General features: G+C 66.9%; 24 protein-coding genes. 13 read left to right on the top strand and 11 right to left on the bottom strand.

The window, feature by feature from the left end:
• Positions 1-49: 49 nt before the first annotated feature.
• The 9 genes from tssH to tssA all read right to left on the bottom strand — a co-directional run bounded on the left by tssH (position 50) and on the right by tssA (position 10,815).
• Complete coding sequence (gene tssH / locus C6Y53_RS08275) at positions 50-2,755, bottom strand: type VI secretion system ATPase TssH (protein ID WP_106472004.1); 2,706 nt, start codon at positions 2,753-2,755, stop codon at positions 50-52.
• Between the two features lie 34 nt (positions 2,756-2,789).
• On the bottom strand, positions 2,790-3,848 hold the full coding sequence (gene tssG, locus C6Y53_RS08280; RefSeq protein WP_106472005.1) for a type VI secretion system baseplate subunit TssG: 1,059 nt from the start codon (positions 3,846-3,848) through the stop codon (positions 2,790-2,792).
• Entirely contained in the window at positions 3,812-5,689 is a 1,878-nt protein-coding gene (gene tssF, locus C6Y53_RS08285; protein ID WP_106472006.1) for a type VI secretion system baseplate subunit TssF, read from the bottom strand. Before tssF ends, tssG begins: the two co-directional genes overlap by 37 nt.
• A gap of 4 nt (positions 5,690-5,693) precedes the next feature.
• Positions 5,694-6,188, bottom strand: coding sequence for a type VI secretion system baseplate subunit TssE (gene tssE, locus C6Y53_RS08290; RefSeq protein ID WP_106472007.1), 495 nt, complete (start codon positions 6,186-6,188; stop codon positions 5,694-5,696).
• On the bottom strand, positions 6,181-7,002 hold the full coding sequence (locus C6Y53_RS08295; protein ID WP_106474015.1) for a type VI secretion system accessory protein TagJ: 822 nt from the start codon (positions 7,000-7,002) through the stop codon (positions 6,181-6,183). Before C6Y53_RS08295 ends, tssE begins: the two co-directional genes overlap by 8 nt.
• Before the next feature lie 88 nt (positions 7,003-7,090).
• Positions 7,091-7,594, bottom strand: a complete 504-nt coding sequence (locus C6Y53_RS08300; RefSeq protein WP_106472008.1) for an Hcp family type VI secretion system effector — start codon at positions 7,592-7,594, stop codon at positions 7,091-7,093.
• 66 nt (positions 7,595-7,660) lie between these two features.
• Positions 7,661-9,160 carry a type VI secretion system contractile sheath large subunit gene (gene tssC / locus C6Y53_RS08305; protein WP_106472009.1) on the bottom strand — a complete coding sequence of 500 codons (1,500 nt, stop codon included), beginning with the start codon at positions 9,158-9,160 and terminating at the stop codon, positions 7,661-7,663.
• A gap of 3 nt (positions 9,161-9,163) precedes the next feature.
• Positions 9,164-9,685 (bottom strand): type VI secretion system contractile sheath small subunit, encoded by a 522-nt coding sequence (gene tssB / locus C6Y53_RS08310; protein WP_106472010.1) that lies wholly within the window; start codon positions 9,683-9,685, stop codon positions 9,164-9,166.
• Between the two features lie 62 nt (positions 9,686-9,747).
• Positions 9,748-10,815, bottom strand: a complete 1,068-nt coding sequence (tssA, locus tag C6Y53_RS08315; protein WP_106472011.1) for a type VI secretion system protein TssA — start codon at positions 10,813-10,815, stop codon at positions 9,748-9,750.
• Between the two features lie 238 nt (positions 10,816-11,053).
• On the opposite strand from tssA, the gene C6Y53_RS08320 reads away from it, so the two are divergent.
• The 9 genes from C6Y53_RS08320 (at position 11,054) to C6Y53_RS08360 (ending at position 16,579) form a co-directional block, all read left to right on the top strand.
• A complete protein-coding gene (locus C6Y53_RS08320; protein WP_106472012.1) occupies positions 11,054-11,476 on the top strand; it encodes a hypothetical protein in 423 nt (140 codons plus the stop codon).
• 1 nt (position 11,477) lies between these two features.
• Positions 11,478-12,101, top strand: coding sequence for a MotA/TolQ/ExbB proton channel family protein (locus tag C6Y53_RS08325; RefSeq protein WP_106472013.1), 624 nt, complete (start codon positions 11,478-11,480; stop codon positions 12,099-12,101).
• Between the two features lie 12 nt (positions 12,102-12,113).
• On the top strand, positions 12,114-12,560 hold the full coding sequence (locus tag C6Y53_RS08330; protein WP_244614977.1) for an ExbD/TolR family protein: 447 nt from the start codon (positions 12,114-12,116) through the stop codon (positions 12,558-12,560).
• Entirely contained in the window at positions 12,557-12,967 is a 411-nt protein-coding gene (locus C6Y53_RS08335) for an ExbD/TolR family protein (protein WP_106472014.1), read from the top strand. The genes C6Y53_RS08330 and C6Y53_RS08335 overlap by 4 nt, the downstream gene beginning before the upstream one ends.
• Complete coding sequence (locus C6Y53_RS08340) at positions 12,964-14,451, top strand: DUF4384 domain-containing protein (protein ID WP_149615501.1); 1,488 nt, start codon at positions 12,964-12,966, stop codon at positions 14,449-14,451. The genes C6Y53_RS08335 and C6Y53_RS08340 overlap by 4 nt, the downstream gene beginning before the upstream one ends.
• Before the next feature lie 56 nt (positions 14,452-14,507).
• Positions 14,508-14,846, top strand: a complete 339-nt coding sequence (locus C6Y53_RS08345) for a hypothetical protein (RefSeq protein WP_106472016.1) — start codon at positions 14,508-14,510, stop codon at positions 14,844-14,846.
• Positions 14,847-14,938: 92 nt separating this feature from the next.
• A complete protein-coding gene (locus tag C6Y53_RS08350) occupies positions 14,939-15,325 on the top strand; it encodes a hypothetical protein (RefSeq protein WP_106472017.1) in 387 nt (128 codons plus the stop codon).
• The gene (locus C6Y53_RS08355; protein ID WP_106472018.1) at positions 15,322-16,251 is read left to right on the top strand and encodes a sterol desaturase family protein; all 930 of its coding nucleotides are present in this window, start codon (positions 15,322-15,324) and stop codon (positions 16,249-16,251) included. Before C6Y53_RS08350 ends, C6Y53_RS08355 begins: the two co-directional genes overlap by 4 nt.
• A 100-nt stretch (positions 16,252-16,351) precedes the next feature.
• A complete protein-coding gene (locus C6Y53_RS08360) occupies positions 16,352-16,579 on the top strand; it encodes a DUF3955 domain-containing protein (RefSeq protein ID WP_211299495.1) in 228 nt (75 codons plus the stop codon).
• A gap of 9 nt (positions 16,580-16,588) precedes the next feature.
• On the opposite strand, the gene C6Y53_RS08365 is transcribed toward C6Y53_RS08360, so the two are convergent.
• Positions 16,589-17,176 (bottom strand): DNA-3-methyladenine glycosylase I, encoded by a 588-nt coding sequence (locus tag C6Y53_RS08365; RefSeq protein ID WP_106472020.1) that lies wholly within the window; start codon positions 17,174-17,176, stop codon positions 16,589-16,591.
• A 129-nt stretch (positions 17,177-17,305) separates the two neighbouring features.
• Between C6Y53_RS08365 and C6Y53_RS08370 the strand changes: the two genes are divergently transcribed.
• The 4 genes from C6Y53_RS08370 (at position 17,306) to yddG (ending at position 21,363) form a co-directional block, all read left to right on the top strand.
• Positions 17,306-18,145: an EAL domain-containing protein gene (locus C6Y53_RS08370; protein ID WP_106472021.1), complete on the top strand. Its 840-nt coding sequence runs from the start codon at positions 17,306-17,308 to the stop codon at positions 18,143-18,145.
• Positions 18,146-18,347: 202 nt separating this feature from the next.
• Positions 18,348-19,523 carry an acetyl-CoA C-acetyltransferase gene (locus C6Y53_RS08375; RefSeq protein WP_106472022.1) on the top strand — a complete coding sequence of 392 codons (1,176 nt, stop codon included), beginning with the start codon at positions 18,348-18,350 and terminating at the stop codon, positions 19,521-19,523.
• A gap of 80 nt (positions 19,524-19,603) precedes the next feature.
• A complete protein-coding gene (gene phbB, locus C6Y53_RS08380) occupies positions 19,604-20,326 on the top strand; it encodes an acetoacetyl-CoA reductase (RefSeq protein ID WP_106472023.1) in 723 nt (240 codons plus the stop codon).
• Positions 20,327-20,493: 167 nt separating this feature from the next.
• Positions 20,494-21,363 carry an aromatic amino acid exporter YddG gene (gene yddG / locus C6Y53_RS08385; protein ID WP_106472024.1) on the top strand — a complete coding sequence of 290 codons (870 nt, stop codon included), beginning with the start codon at positions 20,494-20,496 and terminating at the stop codon, positions 21,361-21,363.
• On the opposite strand, the gene C6Y53_RS08390 is transcribed toward yddG, so the two are convergent.
• Positions 21,360-21,524 carry a YdcH family protein gene (locus C6Y53_RS08390; RefSeq protein ID WP_106472025.1) on the bottom strand — a complete coding sequence of 55 codons (165 nt, stop codon included), beginning with the start codon at positions 21,522-21,524 and terminating at the stop codon, positions 21,360-21,362. The two genes, yddG and C6Y53_RS08390, sit on opposite strands and share 4 nt — an antisense overlap.
• Between the last annotated feature and the right edge of the window lie 21 nt (positions 21,525-21,545).

A 21,545-nucleotide genomic window follows, 5' to 3' on the forward strand; every position in this document is an offset into this window, starting at 1 on the left:
CCGCCGCGGGGTCCGATCGATCCGTCCGGGCCGGTCGCCCGGAGCGGGATCAGTCAAACCCGTATGTGAATTCCCCGTCTGTAACGTCGATCACAACCTTGCTGACCTCGTGGCCCTCCATCATCCTGCGCAGGAATTCGGCCGAGATGTCGGGCAGCATGGTATTGGTCACGATGGCATCGATCATCCGCCCGCCGCTTTCGAGTTCCTGGCAGCGGTTGACGATCTCGTCGACCACCGCGTCGGTATAGTCGAACGGCACGCCATGCGCCTCGGTCACCCGTTTCTTGATCCGGCCCAGCTGCAGCTTGGTGATCTCGGCAATCATGTGCGGGCTGAGCGGATAATAGGGGATCGTCACCAGCCGCCCGAGCAGCGCCGGCGGGAACACCTTGAGCAGCGGATCGCGCAGCGCCTTGGCGATGCCTTCGGGGTCTGGCATCAGGTCGGGATCGGCACAAAGATCCATGATCATCTCGGTCCCGACATTCGAGGTCAGCAGGATCAGCGTGTTCTTGAAGTCGATCAGCCGGCCTTCGCCATCCTCCATCACGCCCTTGTCGAAGACCTGGAAGAAGATCTCGTGCACGTCCGGATGGGCCTTTTCGACCTCGTCCAGCAGCACCACCGAATAGGGCTTGCGCCGCACCGCCTCGGTCAGCACGCCGCCTTCGCCATAGCCGACATAGCCCGGCGGCGCGCCTTTCAGGCTGCTGACGGTATGCGCCTCCTGGTATTCGCTCATGTTGATGGTGATGACGTTCTGTTCGCCGCCATAGAGCACCTCGGCCAGCGCCAGCGCGGTTTCGGTCTTGCCCACGCCCGACGTACCCGCCAGCAGGAACACCCCGATCGGCTTGTTCGGGTTGTCCAGCCCGGCGCGCGAGGTCTGCACCCGCTTGGCGATCATCTTCATGGCATGATCCTGCCCGATCACCCGCTGCGCCAGGCGCTCGTCCAGGTTCAGGATCGTTTCGATCTCGTCCTTGACCATGCGGCCGACCGGAATGCCGGTCCAGTCGCCCACCACGCTGGCCACCGCCTGGTGATCGACGATCGGCAGGATCAGCGGGCTGTCGCCCTGAACCTCGGCCAGTTCAGCGTTCTTTGCCCGCAATTCGTCCAGCAGCCTGCCGCGATCCTCGTCGGATAGCGGGCTGGCCTCGGCCTCTTCGCTGCCGGGCTCAGCCTCGACCGGGGTGCCGCCTTCGCGCAGTTTCGCGCGCAGGTCCAGGATGCCCTCGACGACCGCCTTTTCCCGGTCCCAGCGGTCGGTCAGCCCCTCGAGCCGGGTTTCCTCGGCCTCTTTCGCGGCGGTCACGGCCACGCGACGGTCGGCCACGTCGTAGCCGGCGGTTTCGTCGCGGTCGATGATCTCGAGTTCGGTGGTCAGCGCCTCGATCCGGCGGCGGCTGTCATCCACCTCGGCCGGCACCGCGTGCTGGCTGACCGCGACGCGGGCGCAGGCGGTATCCAGCAGGCTCACGGATTTGTCGGGCAACTGCCGCGCCGGGATGTAGCGGGCGGACAGCGTCACCGCGGCCTCGATACCCTCGTCGAGCACCTGCACCTGGTGGTGTTTCTCCAGCATCGAGGCGATGCCGCGCATCATCAGCACCGCCTTGGGAATGCCCGGTTCCTCGACATGGACGACCTGGAACCGGCGGGTCAGTGCGGGATCCTTTTCGATGTATTTCTTGTATTCCGCCCAGGTCGTCGCGCCGATCGTGCGCAGGGTGCCACGCGCCAGCGCCGGTTTCAGCAGGTTGGCGGCGTCGCCGGTGCCCGCCGCACCGCCCGCACCGACCAGCGTGTGGGTCTCATCCACGAACATCACGATCGGCGTCGGGCTGGCCTGCACCTCGTCGATCACCTGGCGCAGGCGGTTCTCGAACTCGCCCTTCATCGAGGCGCCCGCCTGCAACAGGCCCACATCCAGCACCAGCAGGCGCACATCCTTCAGTGCGGGCGGCACGTCGCCGCGCGCGATGCGCAGGGCGAACCCCTCGACCACGGCGGTCTTGCCCACCCCGGCCTCGCCGGTGAGGATCGGGTTGTTCTGCCGCCGCCGCATCAGCACATCGACGATCTGGCGGATCTCTTCGTCGCGGCCCACGATCGGGTCGATCTCTCCGGCGCGGGCCTGCGCGGTGAGGTCGGTGCAGAACTGTTCGAGCGCCTCGCCCTTGCCCATCGCGCCCGGCGCCATCGCGCCCGAGGCCTCGCCCGGCTCGGCCCCGCCGCCGACGGTGGTTCCGTCCTGCGCGCCCAGCGTTTCCTCAGGCGAGCCATCCGTGGCCTCGCCGAAATGGTCGGCTAGGTCGTCGGGGCCGATCCGGCCCAGTTCGGGCGACATCGAATTCAGGATGTTGCGCAGGGCCGGGGTCTTCAGCATCCCCAGCAGCAGGTAGCCGGTCCGCACCTTGCTGTCAGAGAACAGCAGCGATCCCCAGACCCATCCGCGCTCCATCGCGTCCATCAGGTGATCCGACAGGTCGGAGATGGTCGAGGCCCCGCGCGGCAGCGCATCCAGCGCCCGCGTCATCTCCGCCGCGATCTTGCCGGGGTCGAGATCGTAATGCCCGATGATCCGGTGCAGGTCGCTGTCCTGTCCGTTCAGGATCTGGTGCAGCCAGTGCACCACCTCGACATAAGGATTGCCGCGCATCTTGCAAAAGACGGTCGCGCCCTCCACCGCCTGGTATCCAAGCCTGTTGAGCTTGCCGAACAACGCCACCCGGCTGATCTCGGTCATGTCTCTGTCCTTTCCTTCCCTCTGCGCGTGCCGGTCACGGCTGCGCCGCTGTCCCGTTCAGGCCCGGATGCAGGAACAGGTCCTCTGCATCCGGGCGGTCGTCGTCTCCGCCCAGCCGCCCGCCGATCCAGCCGGTGTGGCCCAGCCGCGTGGTGCCGTCGAGCCGGGCGCGCGGAACCTCGTCCCCGGCGAGGATCAGGTTCACGTCCCAGTCAAGCTCGTCGCCCGCATAGGTGCGCACGATCGCGCGCAGCCGTTCCAGCGCGCCGCTGCCCGGCAACAGCCGTTCATAGTCGCGCAGGCCCAGCGGGCCGATGCGGATGCGGAACTTGGCCGCGCGGCTCCAGACCCGCTGGCCGATGCTGGTGGACTGCCCCAGCCCGGTGCGCGCGCCCAGCTGCCAGCGGTCATCGGGCTCCAGGTCCAGCCAGCAGCCGACGAATTGCTGCACCCGCACCGGCACGTCGAAAAACGCCGACAGGATCGACACCAGCCCCTCGGCGTGCCGTGGCCCCGGCGCCAGCAGCCCGGCGAAATGCAGCCGCGCGAGATCGGGCATCGCATCGCGGTTTCTCAGCCCGGCGCCGTGAAACCCGGCCAGCGCGGCCACCTTGTCGGCGACCGGGTCTTCGCCCCGGTCGTGGCTGACCGCCGGCTGACCGGATGCCCAGGCCCGGTAGAGCAGGCTCATCATCCGGTGGGTGAACATGTTGGCGAATGCCAGAAAGGTCGGATCGCGGTGATTGCGCTGCCGGTCGCGGGCATAGGCGGTCAGGTGCAGCGGCAGCGGCCCGTTCGGGCCGAACAACCCGAAGAACCGGTTGGTCAGCCGCGCCGGCCCGCCGCCTTCGCCGGGGCGGAACGCGGCAACCGTGGATGGCGGAAAGGCGGTTTCCGCTTCCTGCCCCAACCGCACCGGGTCCTGGCGCGGGCGGCGGCTTTCGCCCAGCCTGGGCGTTTCGGGATGCATCGCCTCCAATATCCGAAGCGCCTGAAAAACATGATGTTTTTCAGGTTCCCGTTCGAGCCGCTCGGCAAGGCTCAATTGCCCGGGCCTCAGATCATCCGACCCAGGCCCCGTTCCGGCCGCCATCTGGCGATCTCCCCCCGTGTCTGCGTCGTCAGGACGGTTTCGGTAAAACTGTTGAGCGTGGCATACCGCCGGAAGAACCTCTCCAGCACCGCGCCCAGCACATAAACGCTGCTGCCCTCAAAGAAACTGTCGTCAAAGCCGATGGTGATCTCGGTGCCGCGCAGCGCCGTCGACAGCACCTCGTCGCTCATCCGGCGCACGATGGGGCGCGAGGCGACCGAGACCAGCCCTTCGAGCTGTTTTTCTGTCACCCGGTTGCCGATCGGCGCATATAGCCCGACCAGTTCGCGCAGCGCCTCGGCGGCATCGCCATTGCCGCCATCGGCGATCGACAGGTAGTTCAGGCTGAGATGGCTGATCAGCCGCCAGGCGGTATCGCCCTGCGCCAGTGTCGGGTGCGGGCGGGTCGGCGTGACCGGCAGTCGGATCTTCCTGACCGGGCCGCCTTCGGGCAGCTGGAACACGTCCTCGTTTCCCGTGGCCAGCAGCAGCGGCAGGTCGCGATTGGTGCACAACGCCGAAACCGCCAGCTGGTCCAGCGCCGCCGAATAGGGCGCCTGCCTGCGGTCCACCAGCGTCAGGAACACCTCGGAGCCGAGATAGGACGTCCGCACCCCGCGCAGGCGTTCCTTTTCCGACCGCTGCCGCATCCGGCGCCGCAGGGTGTAATAGGCGGGGTGGATTTCCCCGGCCGCGGTGAAATCGGTGGTGGAATAGAACGGGCGGAACTCGACATCGTCGCCGCCGCCGCCGGTGATCCCGGTGACGCGCTCGATGCGGTAGATCTCGTAGTCCAGCCCCGCCGTGCGGCTGGGCAGGACATGCTGTTCGGTGTCGCGCGCGGTGACATGCACGCGGTCGCAGCGTTTCGGGAACAGGTTCACCGCCGGCACGGCATTGAGCGTGAAGGCATCCGGCACGACCATCGACGCGATGTCGCGCCGCCCCTCGCCCAGCAGGACATAGAGATCCACGTCCGGCCCCGTCGCCCGCTTCAGCGCCGGTTTCAGCCCCTGCAATTCCACGAACAGGAACCGTTCGGGCATCGCGAAATATTCCTGCAGCAGCCGGTAGCCATCGAACACCCGGCGCGTGGGCGGCAGCAGCGCCTCGTCCTTGCCGAATCCCTTGTGTTCGATCCCCCAGCCTTCCAGCCGCTCGACCCAGTCGGCGCGCCGGTCGGTCGAGCGCCCGCAGATGCCGATACCCTGGGTGCAGAGCAGTTCCAGCAGCGCCCAGCTGTTTCCCGCGGCCCCGCCCAGGAACAGGGTCAGCCGGTCCATCGGCAGATCGCGGATCGGCCCGCCATCCTTGCGCCGCAGCCGCAGCCGGACGCCCGCCCGCGCGCCTTCGGCCCCGGCGACACCGGCGGCCACCAGTTCGCCGCGCCCGTCGATATATTCGGCCTGTTCGATCTCGACCGCCCAGAGCGTCAGGTCCGCGGCGGTCCGGAATTCGCAGGGCGTCTGTTCGCCCTCCATCAGCCGGCTGCGCACCACGGACTGGCGCGGCAGCACATAGCCCGATTTCACCGCCGAATTGGACGCATCCGGTTCAAAAGCGGCGATCATCATCGACGGTGTCGGCGCCAGGTAATGCGGATAGACGATCTCCAGCAGGTTCGAGGTAAAGCTGGGATATTGCAGCTCCAGTTCGAGCTGCACGCGGGCCGAGAGGAACGCCACGCCCTCCAGCAGCCGTTCCACATAGGGGTCGAGCACCTCGACCCCCTCCATCCCCAGCCGCGACGCGACCTTGGGATAGGCGGCGGCAAACTCCGCCCCCATGTCGCGCAGGAACAGCAGCTCGCTTTCGTAATGCTTCATGAGCCGCGTATCCATGGCGCTAGTAGCTCCTTTCCACCTGCACCTCGCCGGTGGTCACATCCACCTTCGAACGCAGGTAAAGCTCGAGCGGCATCGGCTGTGCCCACATGTCGGCCCGGATCTCCAGCGCCACGGTCATGTCGTTGCTGTCATCGGCGCTCAGCGTGACCTCGACCGTCCCGCGCATGATCCGCGGTTCGTAGAGCATGACCGCGCGCTGGATCGAGCGACGGATCGCCTCGGCGCGTTCACGGGTCGAGAATTCTCCGGACACCTCGGTCAGGCCGTAGTTCAGCACAGATTTCGCCACGTTGGGCATCGCCTTGGCGTCGATCATGTTGTCGATATTCGACGTGTTCAGCAGCCAGGACAGGTCGCGCTGGATGATGTCGCGCAGCCGCGACAGGTCGATCACGCGGGATTCGCGGGTTTCCTTGGGGTTGCCGGGCGCATCATCCGTCAGCCGGTCCAGAAGCGACGGCTGCAGACGTTCGGCAATGGTCTTGTCAGCCATCGCCCTGCCCTGCGGTTGCGCCGGTGATGGTCAGGCTGCGAATGTCCATCAGCGCCACGTCGGACTTGTCGGTGGCCAGCAGCCGCTGGCCGCAGCCGGTGAACGTGTCGGCGCCGGCATCGGCCCAGGTGGTGGCGCGCGCCAGCAGCGCGGCGTGATCGCCGGTGGCGGTGGTCCCGGCATAGCGGGTCGGGATCAGCGCGGCCACCTCGCCGCCATTGGCCAGCGTCAGCATACCCGCGGTCCAGACCGCGTCGCGCAGGTCGCTGGGCGCCTCGCATTCCAGCGCCGATATGGCGCTGAAGGGCAGCCAGAAATAGCGCCCGTTGATCACCGCCTCGAGCACCGGGCCGAGACGCATGTCGGCATCGGCGATCCAGTCGAACGGTTCGCCGTTGATCATGCCCGGCGTGGCCGGGGCGGCGTCGAACGCGCGGGCGCGCAGATCGGCCGCGCCCTGCGGGTTGCCGCCGGCCAGCACCTTCTGCGCCTCGATCAGCAGCGCCAGCCATTCCTGCGGCTCGCCGAAGATCAGAGGTTCCTTCTCGCCGGCGAACACCTTTTCGCGGTAGACCTCGCAGATGATCGCCTCGCGGTAGGTCTTGGCCATCATCGTCGCCGCCTCGTCCATCTCGGCGGCGAGTTTCAGCTGGGTGATCGCGCGTTTCCAGTCGCCCAGCACGCACAAAAGCTGGAACAGGAAGATCCGCAGCCGGGCATCCGAGGGATCGGCCCGCACCTTGTCCTGCAGCGCCGCCAGCGTGGCGTCGAGATCGCCGGATTTCAGGTGATCTTCGGGTCCAGGGGAAACCATGTGGCCGGCCTCATGCAGCAAGTTTGTTCGATATCGTGCAGAAAGAACCCGGGCCGGCAGGCCCGGGTCCGGTGGTCAGGACCTGCGATCAGGCGCTGCCCTGCTGACCGGTCATCACATCCCAGTCGAAGGTGCCGCCCTTGGACAGCGCGCCGGACTTGGGATCGGCCTTCATGTATTCGATCGAAATGTGACGATAGGCGATGGACCAGGTTTCTTCCGGTATCTGCTCTTCGCCGCCGGAAACCTCGTATTCGTCGATCACCGAATCGGACAGCTTGAAGATCAGGTAGGGCTCCATGCCCTTGCCCTTGCTGTCACCGGCCCGGCACATCTCGATCTTGATTTCCTTGTGCGGCGTGCCGTCGGCGACCGACAGCATCAGCTTGGTCGAATGCAGGCTGAGTTCCGAGGTCATCTTGATCTGGTTGAAGGCCGTGTTGGCATAGCCGCGCTGGGCGGTGCCCAGGTCGGTCATGTCCAGCGTGCGTTTCACGTCCCAGGTGATCGTCTTGACCGGGATCCATTTGGGATGGCCGACCTCAAGCGATTCACCGTCGATACCTTTGATGAAAACATATGTGTTTTCCATGGTTTTTCCTTTCACTAACCGGCGCTACGCGCCTTTTCAGACTACACCTTCCGTCGGGGGCCAGAATTATCCCCCGCCTTTCTCCGAAGGCAGCTTCGACACCAGCCTCAAGGACACCGAGAGCCCTTCGAGCTGGTAGTGGGGGCGAAGATAGAATTTCGACGAATAATAGCCGGGGTTGCCCTCCACTTCTTCAACGACGACTTCCGCCGCGGCGAGCGGTTTGCGCGACTTTTCCCTTTCCGAGGAAACATCGGCGTTGAAATCCACATAATTGTCGATCCAGTCCTGCAGCCATTTCTCCATGTCGTTCCGGCTCTTGAACGAGCCCACCTTGTCGCGCACCATGCATTTCAGGTAGTGCGCGAACCGGCAGGTCGCGAAGAGATAGGGCAGACGGGCCGCCAGGTTGGCGTTGGCGGTGGCGTCGGGATCGTCATATTCCGCCGGCTTGTGCAGCGACTGCGCCCCGATGAAGGTTGCCACATCGGTATTCTTGCGGTGGATCAGCGGCATCATGCCGTTCTTGGCCAGTTCCGCCTCGCGCCGGTCGTCGATCGCGATCTCGGTCGGACATTTCTGATCCACGCCGCCATCGGTGGTGGGGAAGGTATGCGACGGCAGACCTTCGAGCGACCCGCCCGATTCCACCCCGCGGATGCGCGAACACCAGCCGAATTCCTTGAACGACCGGGTGATGTTGGTGGCCATGCCATAGGCGGCGTTCACCCAGGCGTATTTGTTGCTGTCCGCGCCTTCGGTATCTTCCTCGAAGGCAAATTCCTCGACCGGGTCGGTCTTGGACCCATAGGGCAGCCGGCCCAGGAAACGCGGCATCGCCAGGCCCACATATTTCGAATCCTCCGATTCCCGCAGGCTGCGCCAGGCGGCGTATTCCGGGGTCTGGAAGATCTTGGTCAGGTCACGCGGGTTCGACAGTTCCGACCAGCTGTCCATCTGGAACAGCTCGGGCTTGGCGCCGGTGATCAGCGGCGCATGGGCGGCCGCGGCGATCTTGGACATCTCGCCCAGCAATTCGACATCCGGGGGCGAATGGTCGAAATGGTAGTCGGCCACCAGCGACCCGTAGGGTTCGCCGCCCAGCTGGCTGAATTCCTCGGTATAGAGCTTCTTGAAGATCGGCGACTGGTCCCAGGCGGTGCCTTTGAACTTGCGCAGGGTCTTGTGCATGTCCTTCTTGGAGATGTTCATGACCCGGATCTTCAGCATCTCGTCGGTTTCGGTGTTGTTGACGAGATAGTGCAGCCCGCGCCACGCGCTTTCGAGCTGCTGGAACTCGGGGTTGTGCAGGATCAGGTTCACCTGCTCGGTCAGTTTCTTGTCGATCTCGGCGACGATGCTTTCGATCGACCGAAGCGCGTCGTCGGAAATCAGGTCGGTGCGCGCCAGCGCCTGTTCGGCCAGCGTCTTGACCGCGCTTTCGACGGCGGTCTTGGCCTGGTCGGACTTGGGGCGGAACTCCTTTTGCAGCAGCGCCTCGAATTCGCTGGACCCGAACGCGGTCTGTTCGGCGCCGGCTTCTGCCTGGGCTTGTTCTTCGGCCATCGGTTACTCCTGTTCTTCTGCGCCGTCGTCGGCCTTGGGTGCCGCCTGCGCCGCCAGCGTCTTGAGCAGCGCCGGATCCTGGATGATCTTGCCGATCAGTTCCTCGGCGCCGGTCTTGCCGTCCATATAGGTCATCAGGTTCGACAACTGGCTGCGCGCATCCAGCAGTTCGCGCAGCGGTTCGACCTTGCGGGCGATCGCGGCGGGGCTGAAATCGTCCATGCTCTCGAACGTGATATCGACCGCCAGGTTGCCTTCGCCGGTCAGGGTGTTGGGCACCGTGAACGCGGCCCGGGGCGCCATGGATTTCATCCGTTCGTCGAAATTGTCGACGTCGATCTCCAGGAACTTGCGGTCGGCCACCGCGGGCTGTTCCACCTCGGATTTGCCGGCGAGGTCGCTCATCACGCCCATCACGAACGGCAGCTGCACCTTTTTCTCGGCACCGTAGAGTTCGACGTCATATTCGATCTGGACCCGCGGAGCGCGGTTCCTGGCGATGAATTTCTGTGAACTGTCAGCCATGAAAGTCTCCTTGCTGGTTCATGTTTCCGGCCCGCCGTTCCCTCATGGAACGGGCCGGATTGTCAGTATTCTTCTTCCTCGACGATACCGCCGATGAGGTTGACGTTTTCCAGGCCTTCGGGGGCCATGTCCTTCACGATGGTCAGGAAATCGGCATTGACCAGCCGCTTGGCCCGTTCGAGCAGCACCGGCACCGGGCTCGACGGTTCCGACCGGCGGTAATAGTCGACGATCCGGTCCAGCGCGTTCGACACATCCGCCGGCGTGTTGATCGCGCCGACCGCGCCGCCACCACCACCCGCCGGGGCCGCGGCGTTCGCCGCCGCCGGTGCCAACGCCGCCGCATCCGGTGCCGCCTCGCCCTCGGGTGCGGGATCGGCCCCGCCCGCATGTTCCCCCAGGGTCTGATTGATCCGGTAGAGCAGCTTGATCAGCGGGTCGAGTTCCGGGCCCTGCCCCGGCGTCTGTTCGTCGAACACCGCCGAAATCGCGCGCACGTCGTCATTGGCCTGCCGCGCCGCCGCCAGCGTCCCGGCCAGCCAGTCGCCATCGGTGTCGCGAAACGCGCCGGTTATGGTGGTCATGTCGGGCGCGTCCGCGCCTTCGGGCACCGGGATCTGCCCGGTGGCCAGGTCGATGTCGCGCATCGAGAAGATGCCCAGCCCACGGCTGTTGGTCAGCGCGGCCCGGCGCAGCGACCGGAACACGGGCGACGGCCCGCCCAGCCCGTCGGGCTGGCCGCACAGGCCCTGGATGGTGTTGATCCGCATGGTGGGGTCGTCGTCGTCATCCTCGTCCAGCTCGGGGTGACAGCTGTCCCAGTATTGTTCGAGACATCCCCGGATATACGAGGTGACTTCGGCAAAGCCGGCCATCCCGTCCATGTTCAGCGCGGCATCCGCCAGATAGACCGCCGCGCGCAGGTCGTGGCTGCGTTCCAGCACCTCCTGCGCCTTTTTCGACATCTCACGGTAATCGGGCGGCTCGGCCTCGGTTACCGCATTGCCCATCTCGGTGCCTTCCTTGGGCTGAGCCGCAAGCTCCAGCTCCATGAACACCGGATCATACTCGAGGTTTTCGCCGCTGGGCGAACCCTCGTCCATGGGTTGCAGGAACCCCTCAAGGTTCATCAAGTCTCCTCCGAGACGAACGGTAGCACACTTACCAATCCGGTCCACAACATATTGTTGTCAGGCGCCCCGTTCTTTTCAAACGCAATCAAACAAATACAGTGCCTTGACCCAATTTCAGCCTTATCGTTTTCTCAAAGTCAATGAATTTTCCCCCCGCGCGTGCCGGGGTACCCGGAACCGGGCCGGGCGGTCACGATCACCGCCGGCGCCCCGGCGCCCCCAACAGGAGGACATCATGAGAACAATCAAACCCCTCGCCGCGGCCTTGGTCGCCTGTTTCTGCGGGATGGCGGCCAATGCCGAAACCGGCCGGCTGGCGGTCGAGCTGAACAAGGTCGAGGACACCGGCGAAGGCGGCTGCCGCGCGTTTTTCCTGTTCCGCAACGAGACCGGCAACAGCTTCGAGGGTTTCGAGATGTCGCTGGCCATTCTCGACGGGCAGGGGGTGATCGACCGGCTGCTGTCGATCGACGCCGCGCCGCTGCCGGTGGCGCGGACCACGCTGAAACTGTTCGAGATCCCGCAGATCGCCTGCACCAACATTTCCGAGGTCCTGTTGCACGAAATCACCTCGTGCAAGCCGCAGAACGCCGAGGAAACCGACTGTTTCCCGATCATCGACCTGTCGAGCCGCGCCGCGGCGCCGCTGGTCAAATAGCATGTCCGGCTGGTGGAACACGCTGGGCACCGGCGGGCCGATCATCGCGGTGCTGGCCGCGATGTCGCTGCTGTCGCTGGCGGTGATCGTGGTGAAATGCCTCGCGCTCTGGAACTGCCGCTCGGGCGCGGCGATGCGGGACGAGGCGTTCGGGATGTGGCGATCCGGCGACAAGCACGGCGCGCGCAAGGCGGTCGAGGCCGGCCGGTCGCCCGCCGACCGCGTCACCGCCTATGCGATGCAGGCGCTGGCTTCCGGGTTCAAGGGGCCGGCGCTTGAGGCCGAGTTGCAGCGGCGTGGCAATGACGAGGTCGCGCAGATGAACCGGCTGATCCGGCTGCTGGAACTGATCGCGATGGTATCGCCGCTGCTGGGCCTGCTGGGCACGGTGCTGGGAATGATCCAGTCGTTCCAGGAACTGGAACTGGCCGAAGGTGCGGCCAATGCCTCGGTGCTGGCCGGCGGGATCTGGCAGGCGCTGCTGACCACCGCCGCGGGCCTGCTGGTGGCGATCCCGGCCGCCGTGGCGGCGGGGCTGCTGTCGGCGCGGATCGAAAGCGCGGCGCAGATGATCGAGAACAGCGTCGGCCGGCTGCTGCTGATCGACCAGAACCCGCCGGTCTGAGGCGGCGCGGCCATGACCCGGACCAGCGCGATGACACTGAAACGCCCGGCCCGCGCGGGACCGCTGATCTCGCTGGTGCCGATGATCGACGTGATGTTGATCCTGCTGGTGTTCTTCATGGTCACGTCGACCTATCTCGATCTCGACATGATCCCCGCCGCCCGGCGCAGCGACGCCCCGGCCGCCCCCGACCCAGCCCCCAGCCCGGCCCCGTCGCCCGGCGACACGGTGATGATCCGCCTGGGCGGCGACGGGATACCGGTGGTGGGCGGCAGCGCCCTGCCCGGCCCGGCGCTGACTGCGTTGCTGCGCGACCGGTTGGCGGAGGATCCGCTGGCGCAGGTGATCGTCCTGCCGTCGGGCGCGGCAACCACGCAGGCGCTGATCTCGGTCATGGACGCGGCCACGCGGGCGGGCGCCCGGCGGCTGAGGGTCGTGCGGCTGGAGGCGCGGCCATGAAGCTGAAACGCCCGGCCCGGCCCGCCCATTCAGAGACCATCATCGCGCTGATCGACGTGGTGTTCTTTCTGCTGGTGTTCTTCATGCTGATCGGGCGCATGGACGCCACCGCCCCGTTCGAGGTCAGCCCGCCGGTGGCGCAGAGCGGCACCGACATGCCGGCGGGCGGCGCGACCCTGTCGGTGGCGCGCGACGGGGCGCTGGCGCTGGACGGCACGGGCATCGACCGCGACCGGCTGGGCGGCCGGCTGGCCGAGATGCTGGCGCGTGACCCGGACCTGCGGCTGCGGGTGAACGCCCATCGCGAGGCCGAGCTGCGCCATGTGTTGCCGCTGGTCGGTCTGGCCGAGGCAACGGGCATACGCGACGTGGTGCTGGTGGTGACCCCCCGGCCGGAACCGGGATGAGCCGCGCGGCGTTGCTCTGGGCCGCCGGGCTGGCCGGGTCCGCCGCCGCGCATCTGGGCATGGCGGCGCTGCTCTGGGCCGCGATCCGGCCCGAACCGGTCGACGAACAGCCCATGCCCGGCAGCGAATTCGAGGTCGAGAGCTACCGGCTCGACCGCCAGCAGGCACGCGAGGCCCCGGCGCATGGGCAACAGGCCGAGGAAAGCCAGGCCGAAACCGCCGCACTGGCGCCCGGTGCGATCCCGCGGTCGCGGGCACGGGCCCGGGTTCCGCCCGCCGACAGGCTGGCCCCGGCACAGGCCGCCGCGGGACGGCTGGCGGCGGCTTTGCCAGCCGGGGTTCAGGCCGCGGCAGCCCCGGCGCCGGTCCAGCAGGCGGCACCCGCCCGGCCCGCGGCCCAATCCATCGCGCCGGACCGCCCCGCCGCGACCCCGCTCGCCGCCGCCGCGCAACCGGCGCTGGCCGTTGCCGCAACCCTGCCGCGCCCGCGCCCGATCGGCGCGGCCGGTTCCAGCGCCACGCCGGTGCCCGCCGCAACGCCTCGACCCGTGGCGCTGCGCGCCGAGGTGGACGCCGCCACATCGGTGCCGCCCGCCGTGCCGCAGGCGCAGGGCGTGCCGGCCGCCACGCCTGACGCCGCCCCCGCCGCCGCCTCGGACCCGGACCCGTTGCGCCTGACCGCGGCGCTGGCCTTTTCCGGCAGCGGCGACGGTGACGTGGACCCGGTATCCATCGCCGCGTTCCAGAGCTTCATGCGCCCCGGCGACGCCACCGCCCGGGCCGACCCGATGCGCGACGGGATCGCGGCACTGCTGGCGCAGGTGCCCTGTTCGCGGCTGCAGGTCGGGTTCGATCCGGCCAGCGCCACCCTGCAGGTCAATGGCCACGTTCCCGAGGGCGACCTGCGCGCGCCGGTGCTGGCGGCGCTGAAGGCACAGATGGGCGCCGATATCGCGGTGTCCGACAACATCCTGATCCTGCCGCGCCCGCAATGCGGGATGCTGACCGGCATCGCCGATGCCGGCCTGCCGCAATCCACCGACCAGATCACCAACCCGCTGCTGATCGGTGCCGATACCCATGCCCGCGTCTTCGGCTTTGTCGATGGCGACCGGCTGACGCTGGACATGACCGCGCCGGACTACGACGCCTATCTCTATGTCGATTATTTCGACGCGGGCGGCAACGTGCTGCACCTGGTGCCCAACGATCACGCACCGCTGGAACGGACGACGGCGAAAGCGGCGCTGGAGGTCGGCGGCGGGGATGGCGGGCTGCAGCTGTTCATCGGCCCGCCCTACGGGCAGGAGATCGCGGTGGCCTTTGCCGCCTCCAGCCCGCTCTATGACGGGCTGCGGCCCGTTCAGGAAGCGGCGGCGCCCTATCTGGACTGGCTGAAATCCCGCATCGCTGAAGCCCGCGAGCGCGATTCCGGTTTCAAGGGCGAATGGGTCTATTTCTTCGTCTCGACCCGGGCCGAGTGAGCGCGGCGGCCACCGCCGTGCTATACTGGACTGGGGACGAGGAAAGGGAGGACGCGATGAAACCCGTTGTGCTTCTGATCGGAAAGCTGCCGCATGTGATCGGCGATGTGGCGCGGCAACTGGATCACCTGCCGATCGAATGGCTGGGGGCCCATGACGCCGGCGAGGTCACGCGCCAGCTCGGGACCGAACCGCGCATCGCCTGCGTCATCATGGGCGCGGGTCTGGACGATGCCACACGCGGACGGCTGATCGGCGTGATCGCCGCGCAGCGGCCCGACCTGAGCATCCACCTGAAGGACCGCGCGTCGGGACCGGAGGGGCTGGTGCCCTTTGTCGAACGGGTGGTGGCCCACGAGGTGCTGAACCGGGTACCCGAGACACCGGCGGGCTGACCCGCCGCACCGCGCCTGACGCCACGCCCGACTTGACAGGGCCGTGGGCCGGCCTGTGCTATGTGGCCCGTGCGATGACAAACGGGGGCCGAATGCCGCTCACGCTTCTTCTGGTGCTGGTCATCGGCGGGATCAGCGCGATCACGCTGTTGCTGCACCTGACGGGACGGTCCGAACGGGTGCTGCTGACGGCGGCCACGGCACGCGCCGGGTGGCTGCGCCAGTTTCCCGGCGACCGCGTGGGCGAAGTGACCGTGGCGCGGGACGGTCACGCCGCGCTGGTGGCCACGCCGGACGGGCCGGGGCTGGTCTGGGCCTTCGGATCGGATACGGTGGCGCGGCGGCTCGACGGCTGTTCGGCCGAAAACACCCGCCGCGGGTTGCGGCTGCGCCTGCACGACCACACCGCGCCCACCGTCACCCTGGACCTGACCGGGGCCGAACGCCACGACTGGCTGGAAAGGATCACCCGTCAATGACCGACATGCTGACCTATCCGGATGTGGTGAAATGGGCGGTTCCCTTTTTCATCGTCGCGATCCTGATCGAACTGTCGTGGATCGCGATCAGGGGTCGTGGCGGACGCTACGAGACCCGCGACGCGGTCACGTCGCTGATCATGGGCGCGGGCAACGTGGCCTCGGGGATCCTGCTGGGCTTCATCGCCTGGGGGTTCTTCATGTTTCTGTGGCGGCTCACCCCGTTCGACCTGGGCACATCGCTCTGGGTCGTGGCGCTGTGTTTCGTGCTGGACGATCTGCGCTACTACTGGGTGCACCGGTTCGGCCATCGCATCCGTTGGGTATGGGCCAGCCATGTGAACCACCATTCGTCCCAGCACTACAACCTGACCACCGCGCTGCGGCAGACCTGGACCGGGACCTTCACCTTCATGATGGTGGTGCGCGCGCCGCTGATCCTGCTCGGGTTCCACCCGGCGATGGTGCTGTTCTGCGGCGGGCTGAACCTGATCTACCAGTTCTGGATCCATACCGAGGCCATCGGCCGGATGCCCCGCTGGTTCGAAGCGGTGATGAACACGCCCAGCCACCACCGGGTGCATCACGGGCGCAACGCCCGCTATCTCGACGCCAATTATGCCGGCGTGTTCATCGTCTGGGACAGGCTGTTCGGCACCTTCGTGCCCGAACAGGAGAGCGAAAAGCCGGATTACGGGCTGGTCTACAACCTCGGCACGTTCAATCCGGTCCGGGTGGCGTTCCACGAATGGATCGGGCTGTTCCGCGATGCCCTGACGCCCGGCCTGACCCTGCGCCAGCGGCTGGGTTATGCCTTCGGGCCGCCCGGCTGGTCCCATGACGGCAGCCGCGACACCACCGAGGGGCTCAAGGCGCAACACCTGGCCCGCCACCCCGAAGACGCGGGCGAACCCGGCTTTCGCTGACCGGTCCGCGTTAACGGATCTGGCCGCCGGAGGTTGAATTCTGCGAATCAGCCCTTATCTGGGAACGGTCTGCCAATTCATTTTCGTACGAGTGATTTCGATGCACCGACTGACGCTGCCCAGAACAATGCTGCTGTTTCTCGCCATCGGCCTGGCCGGGCTTGCCTGTGCGCTTCTCTACAGCGCCATCGGCGCCACGGTCGACGACCAGGGGATCCTGCGCGAACCGTTCTTTCTCATTCCCCTCGGCTTTGCCCTGACCATCCTGGGCGCCGCCGGGACGCTCACGACCGGGCTGATCGGCCTCGCCCGCGGCGCCTTCGCCTGACGCCCCGCGTCACGGCCGCAAACCCGGCCTGTCCGCCATCTTCGCCACCTCGGCGTGGCGCGGACAGGTGAGAACGTGGTCATTCACCATGCCCACCGCCTGCATAAAGGCATAGACGATGGTCGGCCCGCAGAACCGGAACCCCGCCGCCTTCAGATCCTTCGAGATCCGCTCCGACAGCAATGTGTGTCCCGGCACGTCCCCGAGCGCCGGCCAGCGGTTCTGGACCGGGCGCCCATCCACATAATCCCACAGGAACCGGTCGAACCCCCGGTCCTCCTCGATCGCGACCCAGGCGCGGGCATTGGCAATCGTCGCCTCGATCTTGCCGCGATGGCGCACGATGCCGGGGTCCTGCAACAGCCGCGCCACCTCGGCCTCGCCCCAGCCACAGATCACGCGGGGGTCGAAACCGGCAAAGGCGGCCCGGAAATTGTCGCGTTTCTTCAGGATCGTGATCCAGCTCAGCCCGGCCTGGAACCCGTCGAGGATCAGCTTTTCCCACAACGCCCGGCTGTCCCATTCGGGCACGCCCCATTCCCGGTCGTGATAATCCGTGTAGATCGGTTCGGGCCCGGCCCAGCCGCATCGTTCCATCGCCACCTCCGTTCGCGCCGAGATTGCCGCGATTTTCGGAAAATTGCGATACTTAAGCCCCGGTTTACCAATTGGCGCCAAGGATGATCCGAGCCGCCCGGCGGCAACAGGAAATCCGGAGCCGATGCCATGGCCGAACACCGCAGTCGATTCGCCGATCTCGCCGATGGCGACCACAGCCCGCTGGATGCGGCTGTCGCGGCACGCGACCGGTCGACCATCGACATGGTGGCCGACGCGATCAGGCACCGGCAGACGCTGCTGGCCTATCAACCGGTGGTGCAGACGCGCGCGCCGGACAGAATCGCCTTCTACGAGGGGCTGGTGCGGGTTCCCGACGCAACCGGCCGGATGATTCCCGCCCGCGATTTCATGCGGCAGGTCGAGGACACCGAACTCGGACGGTTGCTGGATTGCAACGCTCTGGAAACCGGCCTGCGCACCCTGGCCCGCCACACCGGGCTGCGGTTGTCGGTGAACATGTCGGCGCGGTCGATCGGCTTTCGCCGCTGGATGCAGATCCTCGAACGGCATCTCGGGCGCGACCCGTCGCTGGGTGAACGCCTGATCCTCGAAATCTCCGAAGCATCGGCGATGACGGTGCCGGAACTGGTGATCGATTTCATGGACCGGCTGCAGGGCCACGGCATCGCGTTCGCACTGGACGATTTCGGCTCAGGCAGCTTTTCTGTCCGGCATTTCCGTGACTTCCTGTTCGACGCCGTCAAGATCGACGGGCAGTTCGTGCGCGGCGCACATATGGATCGCGACGCGTCGGCGATGCTGCGCGCGCTGGCCGCCCTGGCCCGCGAACTCGACCTGATGACGATCGCCGAATCGGTCGAGGACGCGCGTGACGCGGCCGTGCTGACCGAGATCGGCGTGGACTGCATGCAGGGCTACCTCTTCGGTGCGCCGACCGTGTCGCCGCCCTGGGTCGAGGGGGCCGCCGAACGCGCGAGCGCCTGACCCGGCGCGGCCCCGTATTCGCGGAAAATCGCGCCCCGCGTGACCGATTTCAGCCGTGAGACACCCTGTCAGTTGTGGCGGGTGCAGCGATGTTCTATGTCCCGATCCTGTGAACAACGGGAGGATGGACGTTGCGTCACTTTCGCCCGGACATGCGCCGGCGTCACCGTCCTCCCCACAAGCTGGCAGAGGATCACAGCCCATGACCAACGTAGTTATCGCATCCGCCGCACGCACCGGTGTCGGCAGCTTTGGCGGTTCGTTCGCCAACACCCCGGCCCATGACCTTGGCGCCGCCGTGCTGGAAGCCGTCGTCGAACGCGCCGGCATCGACAAGGCCGAGGTCAGCGAGACCATCCTGGGCCAGGTCCTGACCGCCGCGCAGGGTCAGAACCCGGCGCGCCAGGCGCATGTCAATGCCGGCCTGCCGGTCGACAGCTCGGCCTGGGGCATCAACCAGGTCTGCGGTTCCGGGCTGCGCGCCGTGGCGCTGGGCGCCCAGCACATCCAGCTCGGCGATGCCGATATCGTGGCCGCCGGCGGCCAGGAAAACATGACGCTCAGCCCCCATGCCGCGGCCCTGCGCGCCGGTCACAAGATGGGCGACATGAAATATATCGACACCATGATCCGCGACGGTCTCTGGGACGCGTTCAACGGCTATCACATGGGCCAGACCGCCGAGAACGTGGCCGAGAAATGGCAGATCTCGCGCGAGCAGCAGGACGAGTTCGCCGTCGCCAGCCAGAACAAGGCGGAAGCCGCGCAGAAGGCCGGCAGGTTCGCGGATGAAATCGTGCCGTTCACCATCAAGACCCGCAAGGGCGAGATCGTGATGGACAAGGACGAATACATCCGCCACGGCGCCACCATCGAGGCGATGCAGAAACTGCGCCCCGCCTTCACCCGGGACGGGTCGGTGACCGCCGCCAACGCGTCGGGCATCAATGACGGCGCGGCCGCGACGCTGCTGATGTCGGCCGAGAACGCCGACAAGCGCGGGATTGAGCCGCTGGCCCGAATCGCATCCTACGCCACCGCCGGCCTGGACCCGTCGATCATGGGCGTCGGCCCGATCCATGCCAGCCGCAAGGCGCTGGAAAAGGCCGGCTGGAAACCCGAGGATCTCGACCTCGTGGAAGCCAACGAAGCCTTTGCCGCACAGGCCTGCGCGGTGAACAAGGACATGGGCTGGGATCCGGCCATCGTGAACGTGAACGGCGGTGCCATCGCCATCGGCCACCCGATCGGCGCCTCGGGTTGCCGGGTGCTGAACACCCTGCTGTTCGAGATGAAACGCCGCGACGCCAAGAAAGGCCTCGCCACCCTGTGCATTGGCGGCGGCATGGGTGTTGCCATGTGCGTCGAACGCGACTAACAGAATATGGGCGCGCAAGATAGTTGCGCGCCCGAATCTTTACCGGCAACGATGTTGCCCAGGCAATTCTGGAGACCCATATGTCCCGTACAGCTCTCGTCACCGGTGGCAGCCGCGGTATCGGCGCCGCGATTTCCAAGGCGTTGAAGGACGCCGGCTATTCCGTCGCCGCCACATATGCCGGCAATGACGAAGCCGCCGCCAAGTTCACCGGGGAAACCGGCATCAAGACCTTCAAGTGGAACGCGGCGGATTACGAGGCAAGCAAGGCCGGCATCGCCCAGGTCGAGGCCGATCTGGGCCCCGTCGACGTGGTTGTCGCCAATGCCGGCATCACCCGCGACGCGCCGTTCCACAAGATGACCCCGGAGCAGTGGCAGGAGGTGATCGACACCAACCTGACCGGCGTGTTCAACACCGTGCACCCGGTCTGGCCGGGTATGCGCGACCGCAAGTTCGGCCGGGTGATCGTGATCAGCTCGATCAACGGCCAGAAAGGCCAGTTCGCGCAGGTCAACTATGCCGCCACCAAGGCCGGCGATCTGGGCATCGTGAAATCGCTGGCGCAGGAAGGCGCCCGCGCCGGCATCACCGCCAACGCGATCTGCCCCGGCTATATCGCCACCGACATGGTCATGGCCGTGCCGGAAAAGGTGCGCGAGGCGATCATCGGCCAGATCCCGGCCGGCCGTCTCGGCGAACCCGAGGAAATCGCGCGCTGCGTTGTGTTCCTCGCCTCTGACGATGCGGGCTTCATCAACGGCTCCACCATCTCGGCCAATGGCGGGCAATTCTTCGTCTGAGCCACGGACGGATCCGCATGGCGGGGCCGGAGAGCGATCTCCGGCCCCTTCGTTTTGCGGCTGACGCGTCGCGCCGGCCCCGCCGGCCGGGTTTCCGGCCGGGCGCGGGTTGACGCGGTGCCGTCGCCGGGCGAACGCTACGGCTTCACCGAGATGGAAGACCTGCCATGACCCGCCGCGGAGCCACGTTTACCGGATTTGTCGCGATCCTGCTCTGGGCGCTGCTGGCGCTGCTGACCGTGGGCAGCGCACCGACCCCGCCGCTGCTGCTGAATGCCATCTGTTTCGGCATCGGCGGCGGGCTGGGGCTGATCTGGGTCGCCGCCAGCGGCGAGCTGGGCAAGCTGCGGCAGGTGCCGGTCGGGGTCTATGTCTTTGGCGCGGCCGGGCTGTTCGGCTATCACGCGCTCTATTTCTCGGCGCTGCGGCTTGCGCCACCCGCGCAGGCCGGCCTGATCGCCTATCTCTGGCCGCTGCTGATCGTGCTGTTTTCCGGCCTGCTGCCCGGCGAAACGCTGCGGCGCGGCCATCTCGCGGGGGCGCTGCTCGGCTTTGCCGGCGCGGCCCTGATCCTGAGCGGCGCCGGCGGGCTGGGGTTCCGCACCGCCTATCTGCCGGGCTACGGCATGGCGCTGCTCTGCGCGTTGACATGGTCGGGCTATTCGGTGCTGTCGCGGCGGCTGGGCCAGGTGCCTACGGCCTCGGTCGCCGTGTTCTGCCTGGCCTCGGCGGCGCTGTCGGCGCTGCTGCACCTGTGGATCGAGCCCACCGTCTGGCCACGGGGCGCGATCGGCTGGGGGGCCACGCTGGCGCTGGGGCTCGGCCCCGTCGGGCTGGCCTTCTATGTCTGGGACATCGGGGTCAAACGTGGCGACATCCAGCTGCTGGGCACCGCGTCCTATGCCGCGCCGCTCATGTCCACCCTCATTCTGGTCATTACGGGGATCGCCGCGCCGTCATGGGCGCTGGGCGCTGCCGCGGCGCTGATCACGGCCGGCGCGCTGGTTGCGGCGCGCGCCAGCCTGCGCCACGCCTAGGAAGACAATCGTTCGATTTCTTCCTTCAGTTTCAGCTTCTGCTTCTTGAGATCGGCCAGCTGCAGCCCGTCGATACCGGGTGCCCGCTGGGCTTCTTCCACTTTGACACTCAGTGCCTGGTGCTTCCTTTTCAGTTCCTCCAGATGCGAGCCAACGCTCATGGAATCCTCCTCTGAACAAGT

Source organism: Pukyongiella litopenaei (genome assembly GCF_003008555.2).
Classification (GTDB): Bacteria; Pseudomonadota; Alphaproteobacteria; order Rhodobacterales; family Rhodobacteraceae; genus Pukyongiella; species Pukyongiella litopenaei.